We start from the raw sequence: 24,386 nt of genomic DNA on the forward strand, positions 1-24,386 counted from the left end.
CGGTTAGCGCTTGCCGCCGACCGTCTGGGGCGTCCGGACGTAGCGGTTGCGTACGCGTTCCGGCGTCAGCACCGAAGGCAGGGCCTTCGGCAGCGGGTTCGGCCAGTCGCGGCTGTAATGCAGGCCGCGGCTCTCGTGCCGCGAGCGCGCGCTTTCGACGATCAGCGAGGCCACGTCCACGAGATTGCGCAGTTCGAGCAGGTCGCGGCTCACGCGGAAGTTCGCGTAATACTCGTGGATTTCGTCGCGCAGCAGCGTAAGACGATGCTGCGCGCGTTCGAGCCGCTTATCGGTGCGGACGATGCCGACGTAATTCCACATCAGCCGGCGCAGCTCGTCCCAGTTGTGCGCGACGACCACTTCCTCGTCGGAATCCGAGACGCGGCTCTCGTCCCAGTCGGGCAACGGCGTGCGGCCGGTTGCGTCGAACCCTTCGTGCTCGATGGCCCCGGCCGCCGCGCGCCCGATCACGAGACATTCGAGTAGCGAGTTGCTGGCGAGCCGGTTCGCGCCGTGCAGGCCGGTATAGGACGCCTCGCCGACGGCGTAGAGACCCGCGAGATCGGTGCGTCCGGCGAGATCGGTGATGACGCCGCCGCAGGTGTAATGCGCCGCCGGCACGACGGGGATGGGACCCGTGGTGATGTCGATGCCGAACTCGCGGCAGCGCGCGAGGATCGTCGGGAAGTGCTCCTCGATGAAGGCCGCCGGCTGATGGCTGATGTCGAGATACACGCAGTCGATGCCGTGTTTCTTGATCTCGAAGTCGATGGCGCGCGCCACGATATCGCGCGGCGCCAGTTCGGCGCGCTCGTCGTGGGCGGGCATGAAGCGCGTGCCGTCGGGCAGTTTGAGCAGCCCGCCTTCGCCGCGCACGGCCTCGGAAATCAGGAAGGACTTGGCGTGCGGATGGAAGAGACAGGTCGGGTGGAACTGGATGAATTCCATGTTCGCCACCCGGCAGCCGGCGCGCCAGGCCATCGCGATGCCGTCGCCCGTCGAGGTGTCGGGGTTCGTCGTGTACAGGTAGACCTTGCCCGCGCCGCCCGTGGCGAGCACGGTGTGGGGCGCGTCGATGGTCACGATGCGGCCGCTTGCGAGATCGAGCGCGTAGAGGCCGCGGCAGCGCTGGTTTCGATTGCCGGAGACGATCACGTCGATCGCCTGGTAGTCTTCCAGTATCGTGATGTTCGGGTGCCGGCGCACGCGTTCGCTGAGCGTCTGCAGCACGGCGTGTCCGGTGGCGTCGGCCGCGTGGATGATGCGGCGATGGCTGTGGCCGCCCTCGCGCGTCAGGTGAAAGCCGAGCTCGGCGGCATCGTCCTTCGTGAACGGCACGTCCTGCGCGATCAGCCAGTCGATCGCCTCGCGGCCGTGCTCGACGATGTAGCGGGTCGCGCCTTCGTCGCAAAGGCCGCCGCCCGCGGTCAGCGTATCGTGGACGTGGTTTTCCACGCTGTCGGCCGAATCGAGCACGGCCGCGATGCCGCCCTGCGCGCGATCGCTCGCCCCGTCCATCATCGAACGCTTGGCCAGGATCACGACACGGCGGGTATCCGCAAGATTGAGCGCGACGCTCAGGCCCGCCAGGCCGCTGCCGACGATCGCCACATCGAATTTCATGATCCCGCCTCTCCGTCTGTCAGTGCTGTGCGGCGTCATGCGCGCCGGTAAGTCGGCAAGCATAACCTGCCGCGCGCCACGAGGGGAAACCGGAAACAAAGATGCTGTGTTGCCGCGCCAGAAACAAAAGCCCCGCTCGAGGCGGGGCTTCGTGTCTTCGTCAGGCTGGGGAAACCGCGATTACTTGATCTTGGTTTCCTTGTAAGCCACATGCTTGCGGGCGACGGGATCGAACTTCATGATCTCCATCTTTTCCGGCATGTTGCGCTTGTTTTTCGTCGTCGTGTAGAAGTGACCCGTACCAGCAGTCGACTCCAGCTTGATCTTGTCGCGGGCGCCTTTTGCCATGATGTGCTCCTTAGACTTCGCCGCGTGCGCGCAGGTCCGCGAGCACGGAGTCGATGCCGTTCTTGTCGATCAGGCGCAGGCCGGCGTTCGAGACGCGCAGGCGCACCCAACGGTTTTCGCTTTCCACCCAGAAACGACGGTTTTGCAGATTCGGGAGGAAACGACGCTTGGTCTTGTTGTTCGCGTGGGAAACGTTGTTGCCGCTCATCGGCGCTTTCCCAGTTACTTGGCATACGCGTGCCATGAGAGCACTCCTAATACGCTTAAATTCTGAGTTCGAACGCCGCTGAAGTCACCCGGACGAAGGCGGCGAGAAATTCCTCGACCCTGCACCCGGTTTTCTCGGGTTTTTCGTCAAGAGCCTGCGCCCGCTGACTTCTTGATGGGCTGGCGTGCGAAACAGGACTGAAAAGAGGAAAAAAGCTATTCTAGCAGGAAAAGAGTCGAAAAATCAAACCCGATTTGTCCATGCCGCGTGGGACGCGCTGGTACAAGGCAAAGCGACGGCATTAGTCCCACCCGTTGCGGGCGAACGAAAATGTGTCGTGGGCGCCGATGACGAGATGGTCGACGAGCTGCACGTCGATCAGGGCCAGGGTGTCGCGCAGCACGCGCGTCAGGCGCCGGTCGCTCGCGCTCGGCTTGACCGCGCCGGACGGGTGATTATGCGCCACGATGAGGCTCGCGGCGTTGAGCATGAGCGCGCGGCGCACGATCTCGCGCGGATACACGGCCATGCGCGTCAGCGAGCCCCGGGAGCATTCCTCGGCGCGGATCAGCCGGTGGCGCACGTCGAGAAACAGGCCGACGAACACCTCGTGGGACCGGCCGCCGATGCGCAGACGCAGATAGTCTTCGACGGCTCCCGGCGAATCGACGAGCGGCCGTTCGCGCACCTTTTCCTCCAAGGCTCGCCGCGCCAGCTCGATGACGGCCTGCAGTTGCGCGGCTCGCGCCGGGCCGATGCCGCGCAGTCCCGCGAATTCTTCCGGCTGCGCGTCGAGCATGGCGCGCAGGCCGCCGAAACGCTCGAGCAGCGAACGCGCCACGTCGAACACGTTATGGCCGGGCAGGCCGGTGCCGAGCAGCAGCGCGATCAGCTCCACGTCGGACAGTGCGCCGGGACCGGCGTCGCGCAGCCGCTCGCGCGGCATGTCGCGCGAACGCTGTTCCGCCACCGGGGCCGGTTGCCCAACGCCAGCGGTTTCCGGCAAAGCCGGGCAATCGATTTCGTACATGCGTTCCTCCGTCGGGCCGCCGCGCCGCGGTTTCGCGTACCGGGGGGCGTACGCCCGGCACGACTGCCCGCGAATATGTGGCTTACAATACGTGCTTTGCGGGCGGCGGCGCGCCCGCCCTGACGAAACGAGTACCGCATGAGCATCATCGATATCTCCGAGGTGAAACCCGGTTCCCACGTAACGCTGCACTACCGGCTTTCGCTCGCCGATGGCACCGACGTCGTGAACACGTTCGTCGACCGGCCCGCCACGCTGCTGCTCGGCGCCGGCCAGCTTGCGCCGCCGCTGGAAGAGATTCTGCTGGGCCTGAAGGTGGGACACCATTCGACCTTCCAGCTAGTGGCCGGCACCGCGTTCGGTCAGCGCAATCCGGATCTGATCCAGCGCGTCTCGCTCGCCACGCTGCGCGAGAACAGCATGATCGGCGAAGACTTCACGCCCGGTGACCTCGTCGAATTCAACGCGCCGGACGGCGGCCGCTACGCCGGCGTGCTGAAAGAGGTCGGCGAGACTTCGGCGCTGTTCGACTTCAACCATCCGCTGGCGGGGCAGGCGCTGGATTTCGAAGTCAAAATCATCGGGATTCTGTGACAGATGAGCACCATGGACACCACTCTTGTCGACGTCGAGATTCTGCTCGCGCAGCCGCGCGGGTTCTGCGCGGGCGTCGATCGCGCGATCGAGATCGTCGAGCGCGCGATCCAGTTGCACGGCGCCCCGATCTACGTGCGTCACGAGATTGTCCATAACGCCTACGTCGTCGACGATCTGCGCAAGAAGGGGGCGATCTTCATCGAGCAGCTCGACGAGGTGCCGCCGGGCAATACGGTGATCTTCAGCGCCCATGGCGTATCGAAGGCCGTGCGCGCCGACGCCGCGGCGCGCGGGTTGCGCGTGTACGACGCGACCTGCCCGCTCGTGACCAAGGTGCACGTCGAGGTCGCGAAGATGCGCGAAGAAGGCTTCGACATCGTGATGATCGGCCACAAGGGACATCCCGAGGTCGAGGGCACGATGGGGCAGGTCGGCGAGGGCATGTATCTCGTCGAGGACGCCGGGGACGTCGCAGTGCTCGAGCCGCGCGACCCCGACCACATCGCGTTCGTCACGCAGACGACGCTGTCGGTCGACGATGCCGCCGGAATTATCGACGCGCTGAAGGCGAAGTTTCCCGACATTCGCGAGCCGAAGAAGCAGGACATCTGCTATGCGACGCAGAATCGCCAGGACGCGGTCAAGTTCATGGCGCCGCAATGCGACGTCGTGATCGTCGTCGGCAGCCCGAACAGCTCGAATTCCAACCGGCTGCGCGAAGTGGCCGAGAAGCGCGGCGTGCCCGCCTACATGGTCGATTCGCCGGGCCAGATCGATCCGGGCTGGCTGGTGGGCAAGCGGCGCGTCGGCCTGACGGCCGGCGCGTCAGCCCCGGAAGCGCTCGCGCAGGCCGTGATCCGTCGTCTGAACGAGTTGGGCGTGCACAAGGTGCGGGCGCTGGACGGCATCGAGGAGAACATCGCGTTCCCGTTGCCGCGCGGTCTCGGCCAGCCAGCCTGAACACGCTGTCCGCGGGATGAAATGAGTGCGCCTCTGGCGCGCTTTTTTATTGGCCGCGGGCAGGACGCGGGCGAGTCACCGGATTGACATAAATGGTGACATATCATGGGTCGCGAGCGAATCCGGCGCGTCAGGGCGCTCGAATTTTCTGTTTTTTTCAAAAACGGGACGCATGATTTCACCTATCGTTCCCTATTTATTCAGTCATCGTCTCATTTTGAGTTTGTTGCGTCGCACCAATCCGGTGATTGCCATTTCGATGCATGGCGGGTGATTGTATTCGCCGCAAGGCCTGCCGGTAAAAGGCGCGTTCCGACCCTGCGCAACAGTTGATGCTGCCGGGGTCGAAGATGGTGCAATTGATGCACAAAAATGTTGCATGCCGAGGCGGGAAAAATGGGCGTAAAAGTGCCCCTAAAAGGACGCTGCAATGCAGGAAAACCCTGCCAATTCAACAATATTGCCTGCCGGACGATTGGAGGTACAATGCGCCCGTCCTGAAGGGCTGCGGCCCTTTCGGACAACGGATTTCGGAAGGCGCAGGAGACCTGTTTAATGCAAGTCAAGTTTGCTTACGCCGTGTTCGATGCGGCTGAAGTTGTGCCGCTCGAGGCGGACAGCAACAGCGCAACGGACATGAGCGTGGCGGCGGCTGAGGTTCGGCCGCTCAATCGCTGCGGCGCACATACCGGCCATGACAATGAAAACCGGATGCCTGTCGTCGCTGGTGAAACCGGCATGCGAACAGTTGTTGCGACACGCATTATGAGGCGATCCGGGGGAATGCGGATCGCGGCGCTCGCATGCATTGGCACACAAATTGCTCACCGATATTCCGATAATCGCGCCGTAGCCAGGACGGCAATGCGCGCGGCTCACGCCGCGCCCGTCCCCGGCTGTTCGCGGACCCGCTCTGCGCACGTACGTGCAGGCGGCGACGCGAACGCGTGCGCCGATTCGCGCGGGACGTCCCGGATGTCCGCAACGATGCCGGCAGTCGGTCACGCGCGCGTGACCGACCGGATGGATTGCGGCGGCTCGGGCGCCACGGGCGAGGGGGCCATTGCGCGCGGCAGGCTCCGGGACAGACGCGGCATGGTCGTCCCGGGCACCGTCGCCCTGTAGTGGCAGGGAGTCGAACCCGACGGCACCGACCCAATTGACGGTGCCGTTTTTGCATCTATCGCCGACATGTCCGTCGCGTTCGACCCGAGCGCGGCGCGCGGGTCGACGGCGGATAACTGGTTTTTTATATCAGTACCCGAAAGTGTCGTTGCGGTTTCCGTGAGTCATTTGCCCACCGGCCGATGAAGAGCGCGAATCCGGTCGGTCGCACGGGCTAAGGAGCATTAAATGGATATTTTCATCCAGCAGATCCTGAATGGGCTGGTGCTTGGCAGCGTCTACGCCATCATCGCGCTGGGCTACACCATGGTGTACGGGATTCTGGGCATCATCAACTTCGCGCACGGCGACGTGCTGATGGTCGGGGCCATGGTCGCGCTGTCGGCGATCAACGTGCTGCACAATCATTTCCCCGGGCTCGGCAACATCCCGACGCTAATCATCGCGCTCGTCATCGCCGCGGTGGTCTGCGCGGTGCTCGGCTACGTGATCGAGCGGACCGCGTATCGTCCGCTGCGCCGCGCGCCCCGGCTCGCTCCGCTCATCACCGCGATCGGCGTGTCGATCCTGCTCGAAACGCTGGCGATGATGATCTGGTCGCCCAACCCGCTGTCGTTCCCGCAGCTCATCTCGACCGATCCGATCAACGTCATCCAGTCGACGCAGACCAATCCCGGCGCCGTGATCTCGCCGACCGAAATCGTCATCATCGTCGTGGCGTTCCTCGTGATGGGCGGCCTCCTGCTGCTCGTGCACAAGACGAGGCTCGGCCGCGCCATGCGCGCCATCGCCGAGAACCCGAGCGTCGCGAGCCTCATGGGCGTGAACCCGAACTTCGTGATCTCGGTGACGTTCATGCTCGGCTCCGCGCTCGCCGCGCTGGCCGGCGTGATGCTCGCCTCCGAATACGGCAACGTGAACTTCTACATGGGCTTCATCCCGGGCATGAAGGCGTTCACGGCCGCGGTGCTCGGCGGGATCGGCAACCTGGGCGGCGCGATGGTGGGCGGCGTGCTGCTCGGCCTGATCGAGCAGCTCGGCGCGGGCTACATCGGCAATCTCACGGGTGGCGTCTTCGGCAGCAACTATCAGGATGTGTTCGCGTTCATCGTGCTGATCGTCGTGCTGGTGTTCCGTCCGTCGGGCCTGCTCGGCGAACGCGTCGCGGATCGCGCCTGAGGCCCGGGTCAAAGCAAGGAGCAAGGCAAATGACTTCTATTCAACCGATCGAGCCGTCCGCGACGCTCGCGTCCGAAAAGAGCGCGACGAAGAAGCTCGTCGTGGGTATCGTGACCGCGATCGTCGTCGTCGCGGCCCCGATGCTGATCGGCGCGGCCGGCGGCAACTACTGGGTGCGCGTGCTCGATTTCGCGGCCCTCTACGTGATGCTTGCGCTGGGCCTGAACGTGGTGGTCGGCTTCGCCGGCCTGCTGGACCTGGGCTACATCGCGTTCTATGCCGTGGGCGCTTACACGGCCGCGCTGCTGACTTCGCCGCACCTCACGACGCAGTTCGCCTGGATTGCGGCCGCGTTGCCGGGCGGGATGCACACGTCGTACTTCATCGTCGTTCCGGTCGCCATGCTGCTCGCGGCCGTGGCCGGCATCCTGCTCGGCGCGCCGACGCTGCGCCTGCGCGGCGACTACCTCGCGATCGTGACGCTCGGCTTCGGCGAAATCGTGCGGATCTTCATGAACAACCTCGACCGGCCGCTGAACATCACCAATGGGCCGCAGGGGATTACGGGTGTCGCGCCGTTGCAGTTCGGCGGGTTCAACTTCGCCCAGCCGCACACGCTGTTCGGCTTCACGTTCACGGATGTCTACCTGTATTACTACGCATTCGTGATCTGCGCGCTGTTCGTGATCTGGGTTTGCACGCGCCTGCAGCACTCGCGCATCGGCCGCGCCTGGGCCGCGATCCGCGAGGACGAAATCGCCGCGAAGGCGATGGGCATCAACACCCGCAACGTGAAGCTGCTCGCCTTCGCGATGGGCGCCTCGTTCGGCGGCCTCTCGGGCGCGATGTTCGGCGCGTTCCAGGGCTTCGTGTCGCCGGAATCGTTCACGTACTGGGAATCGGTCGTGGTGCTTTCGTGCGTCGTGCTCGGCGGCATGGGCCACATCCCGGGCGTGATTCTCGGCGCGGTGCTGCTCTCGGTTTTCCCGGAAGTGCTGCGCAGCACGATGGGTCCGCTGCAGAATGCACTCTTCGGCCATCAGGTCATCGACCCGGAAGTGATCCGCCAGCTCCTGTACGGTCTCGCGATGGTCGTCGTCATGCTCTATCGCTCGGAAGGCCTGTGGCCGGCGCCGAAGCACGAGGACAGGATCGCGAAAGTCGAGAAGAAGAGCAGCAAGAAGCCGGTGCGTGCCTAACGACCCCCGGCAGGAGAATTTTTTCATGAGCAACAAACCCATCCGCCTGTCCGTAAAGGGCGTGAACAAGCGTTTCGGCGGTCTGCAGGCGCTCTCCGACGTGGGCCTGCAGATCGAGGAAGGCACGATCTACGGGCTCATCGGTCCGAACGGCGCGGGCAAAACCACGTTCTTCAACGTGATTACCGGGCTCTACACGCCGGATTCCGGCGATTTCAGGCTGGACGGCGAGCCGTACACGCCGACGGCCGTGCATGAAGTCGCGAAGACCGGCATTGCGCGAACCTTCCAGAACATCCGTCTGTTCGGCGGCATGACCGCGCTCGAAAACGTGATGGTCGGCCGCCACGTGCGCACGAAGCACGGCCTCATCGGCGCGGTGTTCCAGACGCCGTCCGAGCGCCGGGAAGAACGCGAGATTCGCGAGCGCGCGCTCGAGTTGCTCGAATACGTGGGCATCGCCCAGTATGCGGACTACACCTCGCGCAACCTCTCGTACGGCCACCAGCGGCGGCTCGAGATCGCGCGCGCGCTCGCGACCGACCCGAAGCTGCTCGCGCTCGACGAGCCCGCGGCCGGCATGAACGCGACCGAGAAGGTGGAATTGACGCGCCTGCTCGACAAGATCCGCGCGGACGGCAAGACCATCCTGCTGATCGAGCACGACGTGAAGCTCGTGATGGGCCTGTGCAACCGGATGACAGTGCTCGACTATGGCAAGGTGATCGCCGAGGGGCTGCCGCAGGACGTGCAGAAGGACCCGAAGGTGATCGAGGCGTATCTGGGCGCGGGGGTCCACTGATGGCTACGGCAATGTTGAAAATCAAGGGCCTGCAGGTCAATTACGGCGGCATCCAGGCGGTCAAGGGCGTCGATCTGGACGTGGCGCAGGGCGAGCTCGTCACGCTGATCGGCGCGAACGGCGCGGGCAAGACGACGACGATGAAGGCCATCACGGGCCTGAAGGCCTACTCGGCGGGCGACATCGAGTTCCTCGGCCAGTCGATCAAGGGCGTGCCGCCGCACGAACTGCTCAAGCGCGGCCTCGCGATGGTGCCGGAAGGTCGCGGCATCTTCGCGCGCATGTCGATCATCGAAAACATGCAGATGGGCGCGTACCTGCGCAAGGACAAGGACGGCATCAAGAACGACGTCGAGCGGATGTTCGGCTTCTTTCCGCGCCTGAAGGAACGCTCGACCCAGCTCGCGGGCACGCTCTCGGGCGGCGAGCAGCAGATGCTCGCGATGTCGCGCGCGATCATCAGCAAGCCGAAGCTCCTGCTGCTCGACGAGCCGTCGATGGGCCTTTCTCCGATCATGGTCGAGAAGATCTTCGAGGTGGTGCGCGAAATCTCGAAGGAAGGCATCACGGTGCTGCTGGTCGAGCAGAACGCGCGGCTCGCGCTGCAGGCGGCCAACCGCGGCTACGTGATGGATTCGGGGCTCGTGACGATGGAAGGCAACGCGAAGGACATGCTCGACGACCCGAAGGTGCGCGCGGCCTATCTGGGCGAATAGGCGTCACCGGCGTTTCCGGAGAAAACCCGCATGTGGTAAGACACATGCGGGTTTTTTTATTGGTCTCGCGATAAGCGAGACGTCTGGATGGCGCGTCTGCGCATGTCAGGATGCCGGCGTTGCGGCGTCAGCCTGCGTCGCGGCAAGCCGCTTGCCGAGGCTGACGACCGCGTCGCTGCGGTAGCCGAGCGCATCGTAGAAGTTCAGCACGTCGTCCTTGCCGGGCAGCACCTGCAGGTTCACCTTCGGGCAGCCGAGCGCGGCGAGCGCCGCTTCGGCGTGGGCGACGAGCCGCGTGCCGATGCCGAGGCGCCGCGCGTCGGGGGCCACCGCGAGCGAATAGAGCCAGCCGCGATGGCCGTCGTAGCCCGCCAGCACCGTGCCGACGATTTTCGTTGCGCGCGTGGCGACGAAAAAGAGTTCGGGTTGGGTGGCGAGCTTGTTCGCGATCGAGAGGCGCGGGTCGCGGTGCGGCTTGCCCGCTTCCCGATACTCGGGGAAGGCGAGCTGCCACAGCGCGACGACGGCGTCGGCGTCGGTCTCGGCAAAGCGGCGGATGATGGGCGGAGAGGCTGTCATGGGCACGGGCCTTTCGTTTCGTCCGGTGGAAAACGGCGCATTACAGCGAATCGAGCACCGTGCGCAGCATCGCCATCATCTGGTCGATTTCCTCGTTGCTCACGTTCAGCGCGGGCATGAAGCGCAGCAGGTTCGGACGCGCGGCGTTCAGCAGCACGCCGTCGGGTTGCAGCTCGCGGGCTTTTTCGACGATCTGGTTGCCGATGTCCTTGCCGAGCAGCAGCGCGCGCAGCAGCCCTTCGCCGCGCTCGCCCTCGAAGCCGCGCTCCGCCGAGAGCTCGAGCAGCTTTTCGCGCAGATACGCGCCGCGCGCGCGCACGCCTTCGAGAAAGCCCGGCGCGACGAGCTGCGAGATCACCGCTTCGCCGACCGCCGTCATCAGCGGATTGCCGTTGTAGGTGCCGCCCTGATCGCCGGCCTCGAACACGGCGACGCTCTCCTTCGCGAGCAGCGCCGCGAGCGGTACGCCGCCGCCGATGCCCTTGCCGAGCGTCATGATGTCCGGTTCGATGCCGGAGAGCTCGTAGGCGAACAGCGTGCCCGCGCGACCGCAACCGCTCTGCACTTCGTCGACGATGAGCAGGAGGCCGTGCTGCTTCGTCAGTGCGCGCAGCGCCTGCATGAATTCGCGCGTGGCCGGAATGACGCCGCCTTCGCCCTGGATCGGCTCGAGCATCACGGCGACGGTCTTGCCGTTGATGAGCCGCTCGACCGAGGCGATGTCGTTCAGCTCGGCCTTCGGAAAGCCCGGCACCTGCGGCGCGTAGATCGTGTCCCAGCCGGGCTTGCCGCTGGCCGACATGGTCGCGAGCGTGCGGCCGTGGAAGCTGTGATCGAACGTGATGATCTCGTAAGCGCCGTCGCGGAACTTGCGGCCCCACTTGCGCGCGAGCTTGATCGCGCCTTCGTTGGCTTCGGCGCCGCTGTTGGCGAAAAACACCCTGTCGAAGCAGCTATGCGCGGTCAGCAGGCTCGCGAGTTTGGCCATCGGCTCGTTGTAGAACGCCGGCGACGGGTTGATGAGCAGGCGGGCCTGTCGCTCGAGCGCCTCGATCATCGGCTCGTTGCTATGGCCGAGGCAGTTGACGGCCCAGCCCTGGATGAAGTCCAGATAGCGCTTGCCCTCGTTGTCGTAGAGCCAGGATCCCTTGCCATGAGTGAAAACGATTTCGGGCCGGTTGGTGATGTACATCAGCGATTGGATCGGATACTCGGAGAATTTCATGGCGGCGGGCTCCACGCGTAGCGGCAAAGAGGATTGACGAAATGAACGAAAAGATCGGGAAAAACGGCCGAAAAATGAAAAAGCCACGGTGGTCCGTGGCTTTCGCGATTCGAACTGCATGCGCATCCGGGTGAAGAAGCGCGCGTCCGTGACGTAGCCAGGCCCCCCTAAGGGTTGGGCGAGCGACGACGTCGAAGGGCGGGCAGGATGCGGTTCATGCGCGAGAGAATACGACAAGGCGAACGCCGCTGTAAACCGTCATTTGGGCGTGGCGAACATTATTTTTTTGTGTCCGGCCGCGCCCGCGGCGTCTGCCGCGCGGGCGCGGGACCGAACCCGGGGGACCGAACCCAGGCCGGACGCCGGCTCAGACCGGATGGGCTAGGTCGGCCGCGCTCGTGAACGAATCGGCGTAGAACTCGCTTTCGGGCAGGCCGTGGTGTTGCGTGAAGTCGCGCAGCGCCGACTCGACCATGACGGGCGCTCCGCACGCGTACACCTGATGGCCCGAAAGATCGGGCAGATCCTCGACGACGGCGCGGTGCACGAAGCCGGTCCGGCCCGTCCACGCGTCCGCGGCGTCGGGCTCGGAGAGCACCGGCACGAAGCGCAAGCCCGGAATCTCCCGCTCCCACTGCCGGGCCAGATCCAGCAGATACAGGTCCTTGAGGCGCCGCGCGCCCCAGTAAAGCGTCATCGGCCGGCCGATGCCCTTGTGGGCGGCGTGCTCGACGATCGCCTTGATCGGCGCAAAGCCGGTGCCCGAGGCGAGCAGCACGATCGGCCTGTCGCTGTCCTCGCGCAGGAAGAACGTGCCGAGCGGCGCCTCGAAGCGCAGGATGTCGCGTTCCTTGAGCGCGCCGAACACGTGGTCGGTGAACTTGCCGCCGGGCATGTGGCGGATGTGCAGCTCGAGCAGACCTTCCTCGTGCGGCGCGCTCGCCATCGAGTAGCAGCGGCGCGCGCCGTCCTTCAGGATGAATTCGAGGTACTGCCCGGCCAGATATTGCAGGCGCTCGTTCGCGGGCAGTTGCAGCTTCAGCACGACGACGTCGTCGGCCTTGCGTTCGATCGCGGCGACGCGGCAGGGCAGCTTGCGCACCGGCATGTCGCCGACGCCCGCGATTTCGCGGATGTCGATTTCGAGGTCCGACTGCGCGGTGGCGCAGCAAAAGAGCGCCATGCCGCGCGTTTTTTCGTCGTTCGAGAGCGCCGAGGCCGCGTGGGCGCGCTGCTCGATTTCGCCGCTCGCCACCGAACCCTTGCATGAACCGCAGGCGCCGTTCTTGCAGCCGTACGGCAGGCCGATGCCCTGGCGCAGGGCGGCGGTGAGGACCGGCTCGTCGGGTTCGACCTGGAACTGACGGCCGCTTTGCTTGAGCGTTACGTTGAATGCCATATTCGAAGAAGAGGGATGAGTCTGTAATCGTTGGGGTCGCCGCCGACGGCTAAAATGCGTCCACCATGACTGTCATACGAACCTTGAGGCGCCCACGCGTGCTGATCGTCGGCTGTGGCGACGTCGGCCTGCGCTGCCTCGAACGGTTGCCGCGCGCCCGCGTGTTCGCGCTGACGAGCCAGCCGGCGCGGTGCGTCGCGTTGCGCGGGGCCGGCGCGATTCCCGTCGTGGGCGATCTCGACGTGCGCCCGAGTCTCGCGCGCCTTGCCGGTCTGGCGCCGACCGTGCTGCATCTCGCGCCGCCCGGCCAGACGGACGACGTCGACTACCGGACGCGCGCGCTGCTGGCCGCGCTCGGCGCCGGACGGCGCCGTCCGGCGGGCCCCGTGTTTCCGGCGTCGTCGGGCGCCGTCGCGCGCCGCAGGCGATCCGCTATTGTACCCGAGCGGGCTTTCCCGCCCGGCCACGGCCGGCATGCCGCGTTGAAGGTGGTCTACGCGAGCACGACGGGCGTGTACGGCGATTGCGGCGGCGCGCGCATCGACGAGACGCGCCGCGTGAGGCCGGCGAACGCGCGCGCGAAGCGCCGCGTCAGCGCCGAGCGCCAGTTGCGCCGCGCGACCGCGCGCGGCGCGCTCAGCGCGAGCATCGCGCGGATTCCGGGCATCTACGCGGCGAACCGATTGCCGCTTGCGCGTCTGGGGAAGGGAACGCCGGCGCTGATCGAGGCCGACGACGTTTATACGAGCCACATCCACGCCGACGATCTGGCCGCCATTCTCGTGCGCATGGCGACGCACGGCCGGCCCGCGCGCGTGGTGCACGCGAGCGACGACAGCGAGCTGAAGATGGGGGACTGGTTCGACCGCGTCGCCGACGTCTTCGGCATGGCGCGTGCGCCGCGCGTGAGCCGCGCCGAGGCGGAACGACAGCTCGATTCTGTGCTGCTGTCGTTCATGCGCGAATCGAGGCGACTGACGAACCGGCGCATCAAGCGCGAATTGCGGGTGCGGCTTCGTTATCCGAGCGTCGATACGTTTCTGGGCGACTTGCGGGCGCGTTCGTCCTGAGCGGGACGCAACCGCTGTTCAGCGTTCAGACGAGGGCGGGCAGCGCTTCGAGCAGCAGAAAGCAGAACATGGCGCCGATCAGCGCGCCGATCAGGCTCGGGGAATACCGTCCCCGCACGTGCATGGCGGCGAGCAGCCCGCCGACAAGCAGTGCCGCGAGCACCAGGAACGCAATCGTCACGTGCGAGAGTCCGAATGTACCGTGGATGGTCATTGCTATCCCTCCTTGCGTAATTCGTTATCGTTGTTTTTTTCAGTATAGGGCGCGTCATGAAAAGAACAACGACGGGCCAACGGACCTGTCGCGGTGCGACAGTCGTTGCCGCCCACGACGGGCCGGCCGCCCGGGCGCCGGGATCTACGCGTTGCGCAGCGCCGCAAGCTGCACATCGTCGAGCCACAGCCACTGGCCCGGGGCCAGATCCGTCGGCAGCGAGAATCCGCCGATTCGCTCGCGATGCAAGGCCTCGACGCGGTTGCCCGCCGCCGCGACCATGCGCTTGACCTGGTGGTATTTCCCTTCGAGCACCGTCAATTCCAGTTCGCACGCGCCGCGCGAGCGTGCCGCGACGGCGGCCGTCGGGGCGGATTCGCCGTGCAGCAGGACGCCCGCGCGTAGCGCGCCGAGCTGCGCGTCGTCGAGCGGATGGCGCGTGGTCGCCACATAGACTTTAGGCACCTTGCGTTTCGGCGATGTGAACGCGTGGACGAACGGGCCGTCGTCGGAGAGCAGCAGCAGGCCCGTCGTATCCTGGTCGAGCCGGCCGACGCACTGGACGCCGCGCGCCGAGAATTGCGGCGGCAGCAGATGAAAGACGCTCAGGTGATGCTGCGGGTCGCGCGAGCACTCGTAGCCGGCCGGCTTGTTGAGCGCGAGGTAGGCGCGCTCGCGGAAGGGCCATGCCGCGCCGTCCACGGCGAAGACGAGCGCGGCCGTATCGAACGATGCGAGCGGATCGGCGCAGACCGTGCCGCCGACCGAAACCCGGGCATCGGCGATCAGCGCGCGGCATTGGCGGCGCGAGCCGAAACCCTGAGTGAAGAGAATGCTTTCGAGATTCATGGCGTGCTGCTGCGCGCGACAAAACGGCTGCATTCTACCCGGGCACGGGGCGGTGCCCGGCCGCGGGCAGTCCGGCGTCCGTATTGCCGGGAAGCGCGTATGGTTGGGGACGGGGCAGACCGGGCCGGCGGTGTCGGCCGGGTTCGGCGGGACGTCGCCGTTCGTTTGCACGATCCTTGCGCAGCCCGCGTCCGGTTTTCCCGGCTTCATTTCCTGGTTTCTGCACGGAGGACAGCATGGCTAAGACGATCGCGGACTTTCTCGCGAAAACGCTTGAGGCAGCGGGTGTCGAGCGCATCTGGGGCGTGACGGGCGACAGCCTGAACGGACTGTCGGACAGTCTGCGCCGGTTCGGCACGATTCGCTGGATGCACACGCGGCACGAGGAGGTGGCGGCGTTCGCGGCGGGCGCCGACGCCGCGGCGACGGGGCAGCTCGCGGTTTGCGCGGGCAGTTGCGGGCCGGGTAATCTGCACCTCATCAACGGGCTTTACGATTGCCATCGCAACCACGTTCCGGTGCTGGCGATCGCCGCGCACATTCCGTCGACGGAAATCGGTCTCGGCTACTTTCAGGAGACGCATCCGCAGGAACTCTTCAAGGAGTGCAGTCACTACGTCGAGCTCGTGACGAACCGCTCGCAGTTCGCGCGCGTGCTGCAGACAGCGATGCGCACGGCCATCGAAGAACGCGGCGTGGCCGTGATCGTCCTGCCCGGCGACGTCGCGCTGCTCGACGCGCCTGACGGCGAGCCCGCGTGGTCGCCGGCCGAGCGCGCGACGGTCGTGCCGGCGCCGGCCGACATCGAACGGCTCGCGGCGCTGCTGAACAAGTCCGAAGCCGTGACGCTGCTGTGCGGCAGCGGCTGCGCGCAGGCGCACGACGAGGTCGTCGCGCTCGCGGACCTGCTCGGCGCGCCGACCGTGCACGCGTTGCGCGGCAAGCAGTACGTCGAATGGGACAACCCCTACGACGTCGGCATGACCGGCCTGATCGGCTTTTCCTCCGGTTATCACGCGATGATGTCGTGCGACACGCTCGTGATGCTCGGCACGGATTTCCCGTATCGCAACTTCTATCCGACCGGGGCCAGCATCGTGCAGATCGACCGCAGAGGCACGGCGCTCGGCCGGCGCGCGCCGCTTGCGCTCGGCCTCGTCGGCGACGTGGGCGAGACGCTGCGCGCGCTGATGCCGAAGCTTGCGCGCAAGACTTCGCGCCAGTTCGTCGAGCGTGCGAAAGCGCACTACGTGGAGGCGCGCAAGGGGCTCGACGAACTGGCGAAACCGTCCGCGGCCGGGCAACCGATTCACCCGCAGTACCTGACGACGCGCGTCGACGCGCTCGCGGCCGACGACGCGATCTTTACCGTCGACGTCGGCACGCCGACGCTGTGGGCTGCGCGCTATCTGAAGATGAACGGCCGGCGCGCGCTGCACGGCTCGTTCAATCACGGGTCGATGGCGAACGCGATGCCTCAGGCGCTCGGCGCGCAGGCGGCCCGTGCGGACCGGCAGGTCGTGTCGCTGTCGGGTGACGGCGGGCTGTCGATGCTGCTCGGCGATCTGCTGAGCGCGCGCCAGCTCGGCCTGCCGATCAAGGTCGTGGTGTACAACAACGGTACGCTCGGTTTCGTGGCGATGGAGATGAAGGCCGGCGGCTACCTCGACACGGGCACCGACCTGAGCCCGACCGATTTCGCCGCGATCGCGAAGGGCGCAGGCATCTTCAGCGTGCGCGTCGAGACTTCGGAGCAGGTCGACGAGGCGCTGCGCGCCGCGTTCGCGCATCCGGGGCCGGCGCTCGTCGACGTCGTGACCTCGAAGCACGAACTCGCCATGCCGCCGAAGCTGCAATGGGCCCAGGCGAAGGGGTTCAGTCTCTACATGCTGCGCGCTGTGCTGAGCGGACGCGGCGACGAGGTGATCGAGCTCGCGAACACGAACCTGCGCCGCTGAGTTCGAACGCGGGCCGGGCCGGCCTTCGCTCCGGTTCGACCCGCGCCGGACGATCCCGGACAGGCCGGGGCATTCCGTGCGATCATGCGCGCGGTTTTGCACGATGCCGCCGTTGCGCGCGGCCATGTTCCGATTTTTCCGCGATCCCGAACGCACGAACACATTCAGACGCCATGACGACGCTCTCCCATGTTCCCATTGCAGTTGCCACGCGCAACGGCCACGTCGAGCGCACGCACTGGGGATCGGTCGCCGTCGTCGATACGGCCGGGGCGCTCGTCGCCTCGATGGGTGACCCCGAGGCCTACGTCTTCTCCCGCTCCACGCTCAAGCCGTTCCAGGCGGTGCCGTTCGTGAGGGACGGCGGCGCGTCCCGGTTCGGCTTTTCGCAGCGGCAGGTCGCCCTGCTCTGCAGCAGCCATTCCGGCGAGGACTTCCATGTCGATGCCGTCACCGGGATGCTGGCGAAAGTCGGCGTCGAGGAGTCCGACCTGCGCTGCGGCGTGCATCTGCCGCTGCAATACTCGGACGATAATCTGCCGCCGCACGGCAGCCTTTTCGACCAGCGGCACAACAACTGCTCGGGCAAGCACACGGGGTTTCTCGGCTATTGCTGCATGCACGGCCATTCGCTCGGCGACTACCTCGCGCCCGATCATCCGCTGCAGCGGGACATCGCCGGCGAGGTCGCCGCGCTGTCGGGATTGCGCGAGGCGGAACTCTGGTTCGGCACCGACGGCTGCAGCGCGCCGAACATCGGCATGCCGCTGTCGCGGCTCGCCATGATGTGGGCGCGTCTCGCGGCCGGCAGGTCCGCACCCGGCGCGAACCGCGACGATGCGCTAGGCGAGATCTTTGCGGCGATGACGGCGCATCCCGAGATGGTGTCGGGAACGGGGCGCTGCGATCTGGCGGTCACGCGCGCGTTCGGCGGCGACGGCGCGGCGAAGGTGGGCGCGGACGGCGTGTACGTCATGGGCGTGCGAAGCCGCGGTCTCGGCATCGCCATCAAGATCGCGGACGGCAACCGGTCGGTGCTCTATGCGGCTGCGGTTGCCGTCTTGAAGCAGCTCGGGCTCCTCGACGAGGTGGGGCTTGCCGAACTCGCCCCGTGGAGCGATCCGGTTCTGCGCAATGCGCGCGGCCTCGAGGTGGGGCGGCTCGAGACGACGATTCGCCTCGCGGCTCGGGCCTGACGTGCCGGTCGCCCACGGCTGGCCACCACGATTACCGCAATTGCCATACGCCTGAAAGAAACGGCGTCTATTCCTCTCACCTGACTGGCGAGGCCCCGCCGCCTCGTCCGGCGGGCATCCGTCCTGCTCCGCATCGTTTCGTGTCTGGGTGCGCGCGTTTGAATGTGCGCGCCCGAGCGGGCATTGAGGCGCTCCGGGCGCGGCCGGTTTCCGCGCGCGTGCCGTCAGGTTTCGCCGCCGGATTCGCGGGCTTTTCCCTACTACGGACGGGTCTTTACGGGTGCGTCAGCGAGAGAATTAAGTCGATGGTATGGTGTGCGTTCTTCCTGATGGCGAGAGCCGGGCCTTCCCGGGTACGGCCGGTCGAGGCCCGCTTCGCCGGACGTCTGCGTCGCGCATCCGCCGGCCGGAACGGGTCGGCACGGCAACCCCGCTCTCTCCCCAGTCATTGTCGGTTCCAGTACACACAGCACTATGTTGATCGAAAGTAATCAGCCGGCGGGCGAGTCCGCGCCGGAGGGCGGCGATTCGTCGTCGCTGCGCCAATGGTTGTCCGTCGGCGCGGTGGCGATCGGCGCGTTCGCCTTCGTGACGACCGAGTTCCTTCCCGTCGGGTTGCTACCGCACATCGCGAAGGAACTAAACGTTCTGCCGGGCACGGCCGGCCTCATGGTGACGACGCCCGCCGTCATCGCCGCCATTTCCGCGCCGGGGTTGATGCTCGGCGCCGGGCGCATGGATCGCCGTCTCGTCTTCCTGCTGCTGACGGGATTGCTGCTCGCCTCCAACCTGCTGTCCGCCTTCGCGCCGAATTTCCCCGTCATGCTGATCGGGCGCGCGCTTCTCGGCGCGGCGCTCGGCGGTTTCTGGACGCTGGCCACGGCGGCCGCGGGACGGCTCGTGCAGCCGAAGGATTCGGCGCGCGCGATGGCGACGATCCTGACCGGCGTGACGTGCGCCACGGTGATCGGCGTGCCGCTCGGTACTTTTATCGCGGGCTTCTCGTCGTGGCGCTTCTCGTTCCTCGCGACGGGCGCGCTCGTCGCCGTCGCGCTCGTGGCGCAGTTCTTCCTCGTGCCGTCGCTGCCGTCGGGCACGGCGCTGCGCTTCGCCGACCTTGTCACATTGATACGGCGTCCCTATCCGCGCCGGAGCATGCTGATGGTGGCGCTCGTGTTCGGCGCGCACTTCTCGTGCTACACGTATGTCACGCCGTTCCTGCTGCGCAACGCCGACTTCGACATGTCCACCATCACGTGGCTGCTGCTCGGCTTCGGCATCATCGGGTTCTTCTCGAACTTCGCGGCCTCGGCCGCGGTGACGCGGAACCTGAAGGCCTCGGCGGCCGCCATGGTCTCGCTGTTGATGTTCTCGCTGCTGCTGATGCCGCTGCTGCGGCACTCGCAACCGGCGGTGACGGCCGTCGTGCTGGGATGGGGCATTGCGTTTGGCGCGCTGCCGCTGTGCTTCAGCGTCTGGATTCAGCGCGCGACGCCCGACCTGCCGGAAGCCGGCTCGGCGCTGTTCGTGAGCATCATTCAGGTCGCCATTGCCGTGGGTTCGCTCGTCGGCGGGACCGTCGTCGACCGGATCGGCATTCCCGTGGACTTCCTGATGGGCAGCGCGCTCGGCCTCCTCGGGCTGGCTGCGCTGGCGAGCTTGGGACGCGACGCCGAGGGGACCGGCCGCGAGCCGTTCGTCTGCGAGGCGACGCCCGAGTGAGGCGGCGGGGCCTCGCGAAATCGTGACGAAGCGGCTGGCCGACGGCCGAAGCTCGGACAGGTCGGTGCCCGATGCCCGGTTTTGTCGCCGGCGCGCCGTTTTTTTGCAACTAGTTTATGTCCGCCGTGCCAGGCTAGAGGGGTCTTGACAACCCCCGAGGGGACGACCCCAAACCGTATGGGCTCTGCACAACAACTTCCTTGTCCCGACGCTTTCGACGCCGGCTTCGTCACGAAGACGTCGTCGCGCCCGAACATCGTCGCCCTGCGTCCCACGCGCGCCCTGTTCGAAGTGATACTCGACGGCGGGACGGCGGCGCGATCGCTCGAGGACCTGGCGACACTTCAGTATTCGCCGATCGGCGTCTATATTTCATGGACCGAGGTCCGGCGCGAGAAGGTCTTCGTCCAGTTCGACATCGCGCCCGAAGACTTCGACTTCATGCTGCATGCGTTGCTGTCAACCTTGCCCGAGGCCACGATCGGCCCCGTGCGGCGGCGTAGCGCAGCGAACAACGTCCACGGTCCGAACGGCTGAACGCCGCGCGGGGCGAACAGGCGAGGAGGAACCCCCCATGACGATGCAGGCCATGTCCGCCCCGAAAGCCTACCGTCTGCTCGAAGCCGGGCCGGTCGTCCTCGTCACCACGCTGGGCGACGGGCGGCCGAACATCATGACCATGGGCTTCCACATGATGATCCAGCACCCGTCGCTGATCGGCGCGGTGATCGGTCCGTGGGACCATAGCTATCGGGCGCTGCGGGAGACGGGGGAATGCGTGATCGCGATTCCGACCGTCGATCTCGCGACGAAGGTCGTGGACATCGGCAACTGCTCGGGCACCGACGTCGACAAGTTCGACTGGTTCGGCCTGACGCCGCTATCGGGACACGAGGTGAAAGCACCGCTCATCGCCGAGTGCGTTGCCAACATCGAATGCCGCGTCGTGGACGACACGCTCGTCGAACGGTACAACCTGTTCGTTCTCGAAGCCTTGCAGGTCTGGGTCGATACCGAACGGAAAGAGCGGCGCACGTTGCATCACAACGGCGACGGCACCTTCATCGTGGACGGCCGGACGCTGAACCTCAAGGAACGCATGGTGCTGTGGAAGCAGTTTCAGGATTGAGTCCGGAGCTGTCTGCCGCAAAAGATCATGCCGATGATGGCAACCGGGCGACCGGCGTGCTGTCGATGCGGTTGTACGGGATGGTTGGGGCGGTAAGTGGGAAGTTCCACCGCCGTCGTGTAGCCAACCCCGTTTCGCGCGGTCTGGAATATGTTTGGAAGGGGGTGGTGCCTCGGGCCGGAATCGAACCGGCACTCCTTTCGGAACCGGATTTTGAGTCCGGCGCGTCTACCAATTTCACCACCGAGGCGTTTTTGCCAAGCTTTATCCGCGAGCGTTTATCTGTACTACCCGCCACGCGGGATAAACGTAAATTATGGCGTAAAACGGATGGGCGGGCAACTGGCGGCTCAGGGAGGAGAGCGGGGGCAGGCCGTGCCGGCCGTTCAGACCGTGCGGGAAAACCGCTCGGACCGCTGCGCTCCGTCGAGATAGCGGTCGAACACCATCGCGATGTTGCGCACGAGCATCCGGCCCGCCGGCAGTACCTCGAGTCCGTTGCAGGTGCGCATGACGAGGCCGTCGCGTTCGAGTTCGCGCAATCGCGCGAGTTCGGGCGCGAACGCGGCCGGAAAACGGATGCCGTAGGCCGCCTCGTACTCGTCGAAATTCAGCTTCAGGTTGCACATCAGCGCCGTGATGACGTCGCGGCGCAGCCGGTCGTCGGCGTTCAGGCGAAGGCCCCGCGTGATGGCGAGACGGCCCGTCTCGATGGCCGCGCCGTACGTGGACAGATCCTTTGCGTTTTGCGCGTACACGTCGCCGATCTTGCCGATCGACGAGGCGCCGAAGCCGATCAGGTCGCAATCGGCGCGCGTGCTGTAGCCCTGAAAATTCCGATGCAGCGTGCCTTGCACCTGGGCATGTGCGAGTTCGTCGGTCGGCAGCGCGAAGTGATCCATGCCGATATAGACGTAGCCGGCCTCGGTCAGCTTCTCGACGACGAGCTTGAGCAGGGCGAGACGCGTTTCGGGCGAGGGCAGCGCGGCTGGATCGATCTGGCGTTGCATCTTGAACAGATGCGGCATGTGCGCGTAGCCGAACACCGACAGCCGGTCCGGCGCGAGCGCGAGGACGGCGTCGAGCGTGCGCCCGAACTGCGCGACGCTCTGATGCGGCAGGCCGTAGATCAGATCGACGCTGATCGACTGGAAGCCCGTGGCGCGGGCCGCCTGCATCACGTCGACGGTCAGCCCCAGCGGCTGGATGCGGTTGACGGCGCGCTGCACGACCGGGTCGAGATCCTGCACGCCGAGGCTCAGGCGGTTGAAGCCGAGCGCGCGCAGATGCGCGATCGTTGCCGCCGACGCTTCGCGCGGATCGATCTCGATCGAAAACTCCCCTTCGTCGTCGGGACGCAGCGTGAAGTGTTCGCGCGTCGCGATCATGAGCTCGGTCATTTCGTCGGGTGACAGGAACGTCGGCGTGCCACCGCCCCAGTGCAGTTGCGATACCGGCCGCGCCGTGTCGAAGAGCGCGGCCTGCAGCGCGAGTTCGCGCTTGAGTTGCGCCAGGTAGGGCCTCGCGCGCGAGCGGTTCTTCGTGATGACCTTGTTGCAGCCACAGTAGAAGCAGACGGTGTCGCAGAACGGGATGTGGAAGTACAGCGAGAGGTCCGTCAGCGCGGCGCCCGAATCGGAGGCTGCCCGCACGTAGTCGGAGAGGTCGAAGTCGTCGCGAAACTGCAGCGCGGTCGGGTAGGACGTGTATCGCGGGCCATGCACGCTGTACCGCGCGAGCAGGTCGGGATGGAACAGAAGATCGGCAGCGCTCATCGCAGTCTCGCTGGTTCGGTAAGGCGTGGTTTCGCGTGGCGGCCGGTGCGGCGGGCCGGCCCGCTGTCGCATCCCGCATGCCCGCGCGGCTCAGGTCGCCGGTACGAACGTGCGAAAGAAGCGATCGGCCCGACGGCCGGTTTCGACGCCGCGCAGGCACCTTGTTTCGATGGGACGCGGCTTTCCGTTCGACGCACCCGATGGGACGATGGGGCGGATAGCCGCGCGATAGCCGATCCAGTGTAGGAGGGCGGTGTCCGGTGCGATTGCGTAAAAAGGTCGCGGGCGATGGTGGCACAATGCCGCTGGCAGGACTCCGGCACGAATCGCCGGAGCGCCGATCTTCAGGACGCAGGATGGTGAGCGCCGCTTTTTCGTTCGATGTGCCCGGCCATGCATGCCGTCCCGGTTGCGGGGCGTGCTGCATCGCGCCTTCCATTACGAGCCCGATTCCCGGCATGCCGAACGGCAAGCCGGCGGGCGAGCGCTGCGTGCAGCTCGACGGGCAGATGCGCTGCCGGATTTTCGGTTCGCCGTCGCGGCCGGCGTGCTGTTCCGGTCTTCAGCCCGAGCGGGACATGTGCGGCGATTCGCGCGACGACGCGCTGGCCTGGCTGACGCGGCTCGAAGCGGCGACGCGACCCGGCGAGCCGGACGCGTCGGGCGATGCGAACACGTGATGCGTCGGCATTCGGCGTCTCATCGGATAACCTCCTGCCTGTGCTTCCGGGTCGAGCCGTCGAGGCCCGCCCGGTGGCGCGAACACGGCCTTGCCGGCATCATGCCGGTTTCGACGAGAGGAGCCTTTGCATGACCCAGGTTGCAACGCGCGTATCCCGGCGCGCCTTTCTGCTCGCGGTGTGCGCCGCGACGGGCGCGAGCCTGTCGCTGGGCGCGTGTGCGTCCGGAATCTTTCCGTTCGTGCCCGACCACTACACGTTTTCGCAGCAGCAGGTGCAGGACGCGGTGCAGCGCAAGTTCCCGTATCGGCATTCGGCGTCCCATCTGTTCGACGTCGAGTTGACGAACCCGGTCGTGGCGCTGCTGCCGCAACGCAACCGGGTGGCAGTGCGGGTCGACGTGCAGTTGGCCAGCCCGCTGCTCGGCCAGCCCGTGAGCGGCGCGTTCACGCTGTCGAGCACGCTGGCATGGGACGAATCCAGACGCGCCGTCGTGCTCAGGTCGCCCGCCGTCGACAGCGTCGACGTGAGCGGCGGCGCGGCCGACTACGAGCCCCAGATCGGCGCGGTCGCCGCGCTTGTCGCGACGCAGTTGCTGGACGGGTATCCGGTCTACACGTTTAAGCCGGGGCAACTCCAGGTCGCCGGCGTGAACTACGAACCCGGCGCCATCACCGTGCTCGCGGACGGCATACGCGTGCAGATCGTCGAGCAGCATTGAAGAAGCGATGAGGCGGGTACGGGCGCGGGCGATGGCCCATGCGATGGAGGTCCCGCCGCTGCCCGCCGACGCGAAGCCCCGC

Annotated in this window: 25 protein-coding genes and 1 tRNA gene; 15 read left to right on the forward strand and 11 right to left on the reverse strand. The window is 66.3% G+C overall.

The features are described from left to right. Window positions 1-3: 3 nt before the first annotated feature. From nadB to radC, 4 genes are all read right to left on the reverse strand, one after another. Window positions 4-1,623, reverse strand: coding sequence for an L-aspartate oxidase (gene nadB / locus CY652_RS16830; RefSeq protein ID WP_102131853.1), 1,620 nt, complete (start codon window positions 1,621-1,623; stop codon window positions 4-6). 180 nt (window positions 1,624-1,803) lie between these two features. Beyond that, entirely contained in the window at window positions 1,804-1,971 is a 168-nt protein-coding gene (rpmG, locus tag CY652_RS16835) for a 50S ribosomal protein L33 (RefSeq protein WP_004185395.1), read from the reverse strand. Window positions 1,972-1,981: 10 nt separating this feature from the next. Beyond that, window positions 1,982-2,215, reverse strand: coding sequence for a 50S ribosomal protein L28 (gene rpmB, locus CY652_RS16840; protein ID WP_034208178.1), 234 nt, complete (start codon window positions 2,213-2,215; stop codon window positions 1,982-1,984). A 265-nt stretch (window positions 2,216-2,480) separates the two neighbouring features. After that, the gene (radC, locus tag CY652_RS16845) at window positions 2,481-3,209 is read right to left on the reverse strand and encodes a RadC family protein (RefSeq protein WP_102131854.1); all 729 of its coding nucleotides are present in this window, start codon (window positions 3,207-3,209) and stop codon (window positions 2,481-2,483) included. 138 nt (window positions 3,210-3,347) lie between these two features. Here radC and CY652_RS16850 point away from each other — a divergent pair, with 138 nt between their 5' ends. The 7 genes from CY652_RS16850 to CY652_RS16875 all read left to right on the forward strand — a co-directional run bounded on the left by CY652_RS16850 (window position 3,348) and on the right by CY652_RS16875 (window position 9,787). After that, a complete protein-coding gene (locus tag CY652_RS16850; RefSeq protein ID WP_102131855.1) occupies window positions 3,348-3,803 on the forward strand; it encodes an FKBP-type peptidyl-prolyl cis-trans isomerase in 456 nt (151 codons plus the stop codon). Window positions 3,804-3,806: 3 nt separating this feature from the next. Further along, a complete protein-coding gene (gene ispH, locus CY652_RS16855) occupies window positions 3,807-4,766 on the forward strand; it encodes a 4-hydroxy-3-methylbut-2-enyl diphosphate reductase (protein WP_102131856.1) in 960 nt (319 codons plus the stop codon). Window positions 4,767-5,321: 555 nt separating this feature from the next. After that, the gene (locus CY652_RS24115) at window positions 5,322-5,891 is read left to right on the forward strand and encodes a hypothetical protein (RefSeq protein WP_146010126.1); all 570 of its coding nucleotides are present in this window, start codon (window positions 5,322-5,324) and stop codon (window positions 5,889-5,891) included. Between the two features lie 228 nt (window positions 5,892-6,119). Beyond that, window positions 6,120-7,070, forward strand: a complete 951-nt coding sequence (locus tag CY652_RS16860; RefSeq protein WP_102131857.1) for a branched-chain amino acid ABC transporter permease — start codon at window positions 6,120-6,122, stop codon at window positions 7,068-7,070. 29 nt (window positions 7,071-7,099) lie between these two features. Next, on the forward strand, window positions 7,100-8,269 hold the full coding sequence (locus tag CY652_RS16865; protein WP_102131858.1) for an ABC transporter permease subunit: 1,170 nt from the start codon (window positions 7,100-7,102) through the stop codon (window positions 8,267-8,269). Window positions 8,270-8,294: 25 nt separating this feature from the next. Then, window positions 8,295-9,071 (forward strand): ABC transporter ATP-binding protein, encoded by a 777-nt coding sequence (locus tag CY652_RS16870; protein WP_102131859.1) that lies wholly within the window; start codon window positions 8,295-8,297, stop codon window positions 9,069-9,071. Continuing rightward, window positions 9,071-9,787: an ABC transporter ATP-binding protein gene (locus CY652_RS16875; RefSeq protein ID WP_102131860.1), complete on the forward strand. Its 717-nt coding sequence runs from the start codon at window positions 9,071-9,073 to the stop codon at window positions 9,785-9,787. Before CY652_RS16870 ends, CY652_RS16875 begins: the two co-directional genes overlap by 1 nt. Window positions 9,788-9,892: 105 nt before the next feature. On the opposite strand, the gene CY652_RS16880 is transcribed toward CY652_RS16875, so the two are convergent. The 3 genes from CY652_RS16880 to CY652_RS16890 form a co-directional block, all read right to left on the reverse strand. Further along, complete coding sequence (locus CY652_RS16880; protein WP_102131861.1) at window positions 9,893-10,366, reverse strand: GNAT family acetyltransferase; 474 nt, start codon at window positions 10,364-10,366, stop codon at window positions 9,893-9,895. A gap of 40 nt (window positions 10,367-10,406) precedes the next feature. Further along, window positions 10,407-11,591, reverse strand: coding sequence for an acetylornithine transaminase (locus tag CY652_RS16885; protein ID WP_102131862.1), 1,185 nt, complete (start codon window positions 11,589-11,591; stop codon window positions 10,407-10,409). Between the two features lie 367 nt (window positions 11,592-11,958). Then, complete coding sequence (locus CY652_RS16890; protein ID WP_102131863.1) at window positions 11,959-12,990, reverse strand: CDP-6-deoxy-delta-3,4-glucoseen reductase; 1,032 nt, start codon at window positions 12,988-12,990, stop codon at window positions 11,959-11,961. Window positions 12,991-13,055: 65 nt separating this feature from the next. Between CY652_RS16890 and CY652_RS25210 the strand changes: the two genes are divergently transcribed. Further along, entirely contained in the window at window positions 13,056-14,060 is a 1,005-nt protein-coding gene (locus tag CY652_RS25210; RefSeq protein ID WP_102131864.1) for an NAD-dependent epimerase/dehydratase family protein, read from the forward strand. A gap of 25 nt (window positions 14,061-14,085) precedes the next feature. Here CY652_RS25210 and CY652_RS16900 read toward each other — a convergent pair whose 3' ends face one another. Next, entirely contained in the window at window positions 14,086-14,274 is a 189-nt protein-coding gene (locus CY652_RS16900; RefSeq protein WP_102131865.1) for a hypothetical protein, read from the reverse strand. A 144-nt stretch (window positions 14,275-14,418) separates the two neighbouring features. After that, complete coding sequence (locus CY652_RS16905; RefSeq protein WP_102131866.1) at window positions 14,419-15,123, reverse strand: pseudouridine synthase; 705 nt, start codon at window positions 15,121-15,123, stop codon at window positions 14,419-14,421. 236 nt (window positions 15,124-15,359) lie between these two features. Here CY652_RS16905 and poxB point away from each other — a divergent pair, with 236 nt between their 5' ends. The 5 genes from poxB to CY652_RS16930 all read left to right on the forward strand — a co-directional run bounded on the left by poxB (window position 15,360) and on the right by CY652_RS16930 (window position 21,128). Continuing rightward, window positions 15,360-17,081: a ubiquinone-dependent pyruvate dehydrogenase gene (gene poxB, locus CY652_RS16910; RefSeq protein ID WP_102131867.1), complete on the forward strand. Its 1,722-nt coding sequence runs from the start codon at window positions 15,360-15,362 to the stop codon at window positions 17,079-17,081. 173 nt (window positions 17,082-17,254) lie between these two features. Then, window positions 17,255-18,277, forward strand: coding sequence for an asparaginase (locus CY652_RS16915; RefSeq protein ID WP_102131868.1), 1,023 nt, complete (start codon window positions 17,255-17,257; stop codon window positions 18,275-18,277). Between the two features lie 474 nt (window positions 18,278-18,751). After that, window positions 18,752-19,999 carry an MFS transporter gene (locus CY652_RS16920; protein WP_102131869.1) on the forward strand — a complete coding sequence of 416 codons (1,248 nt, stop codon included), beginning with the start codon at window positions 18,752-18,754 and terminating at the stop codon, window positions 19,997-19,999. 177 nt (window positions 20,000-20,176) lie between these two features. Beyond that, window positions 20,177-20,536: a hypothetical protein gene (locus tag CY652_RS16925; protein ID WP_102131870.1), complete on the forward strand. Its 360-nt coding sequence runs from the start codon at window positions 20,177-20,179 to the stop codon at window positions 20,534-20,536. A 52-nt stretch (window positions 20,537-20,588) separates the two neighbouring features. Continuing rightward, window positions 20,589-21,128: a flavin reductase family protein gene (locus CY652_RS16930; protein ID WP_308410389.1), complete on the forward strand. Its 540-nt coding sequence runs from the start codon at window positions 20,589-20,591 to the stop codon at window positions 21,126-21,128. Between the two features lie 165 nt (window positions 21,129-21,293). On the opposite strand, the gene CY652_RS16935 is transcribed toward CY652_RS16930, so the two are convergent. Both CY652_RS16935 and hemN read right to left on the reverse strand, forming a co-directional pair. Further along, window positions 21,294-21,378 (reverse strand) — tRNA-Leu (locus CY652_RS16935). A 136-nt stretch (window positions 21,379-21,514) separates the two neighbouring features. Beyond that, window positions 21,515-22,903, reverse strand: a complete 1,389-nt coding sequence (hemN, locus tag CY652_RS16940) for an oxygen-independent coproporphyrinogen III oxidase (RefSeq protein WP_102131871.1) — start codon at window positions 22,901-22,903, stop codon at window positions 21,515-21,517. A 356-nt stretch (window positions 22,904-23,259) separates the two neighbouring features. On the opposite strand from hemN, the gene CY652_RS16945 reads away from it, so the two are divergent. Together CY652_RS16945 and CY652_RS16950 are read left to right on the forward strand one after the other, a co-directional pair. Next, window positions 23,260-23,583: a YkgJ family cysteine cluster protein gene (locus tag CY652_RS16945; RefSeq protein ID WP_102131872.1), complete on the forward strand. Its 324-nt coding sequence runs from the start codon at window positions 23,260-23,262 to the stop codon at window positions 23,581-23,583. A gap of 130 nt (window positions 23,584-23,713) precedes the next feature. Beyond that, window positions 23,714-24,304 carry a DUF1439 domain-containing protein gene (locus tag CY652_RS16950; protein ID WP_102131873.1) on the forward strand — a complete coding sequence of 197 codons (591 nt, stop codon included), beginning with the start codon at window positions 23,714-23,716 and terminating at the stop codon, window positions 24,302-24,304. The last annotated feature ends 82 nt before the right edge of the window (window positions 24,305-24,386 follow it).

It is taken from the genome of Burkholderia sp. WAC0059 (assembly GCF_002870125.1).
In the GTDB taxonomy this organism is placed as follows: Bacteria; Pseudomonadota; Gammaproteobacteria; order Burkholderiales; family Burkholderiaceae; genus Paraburkholderia.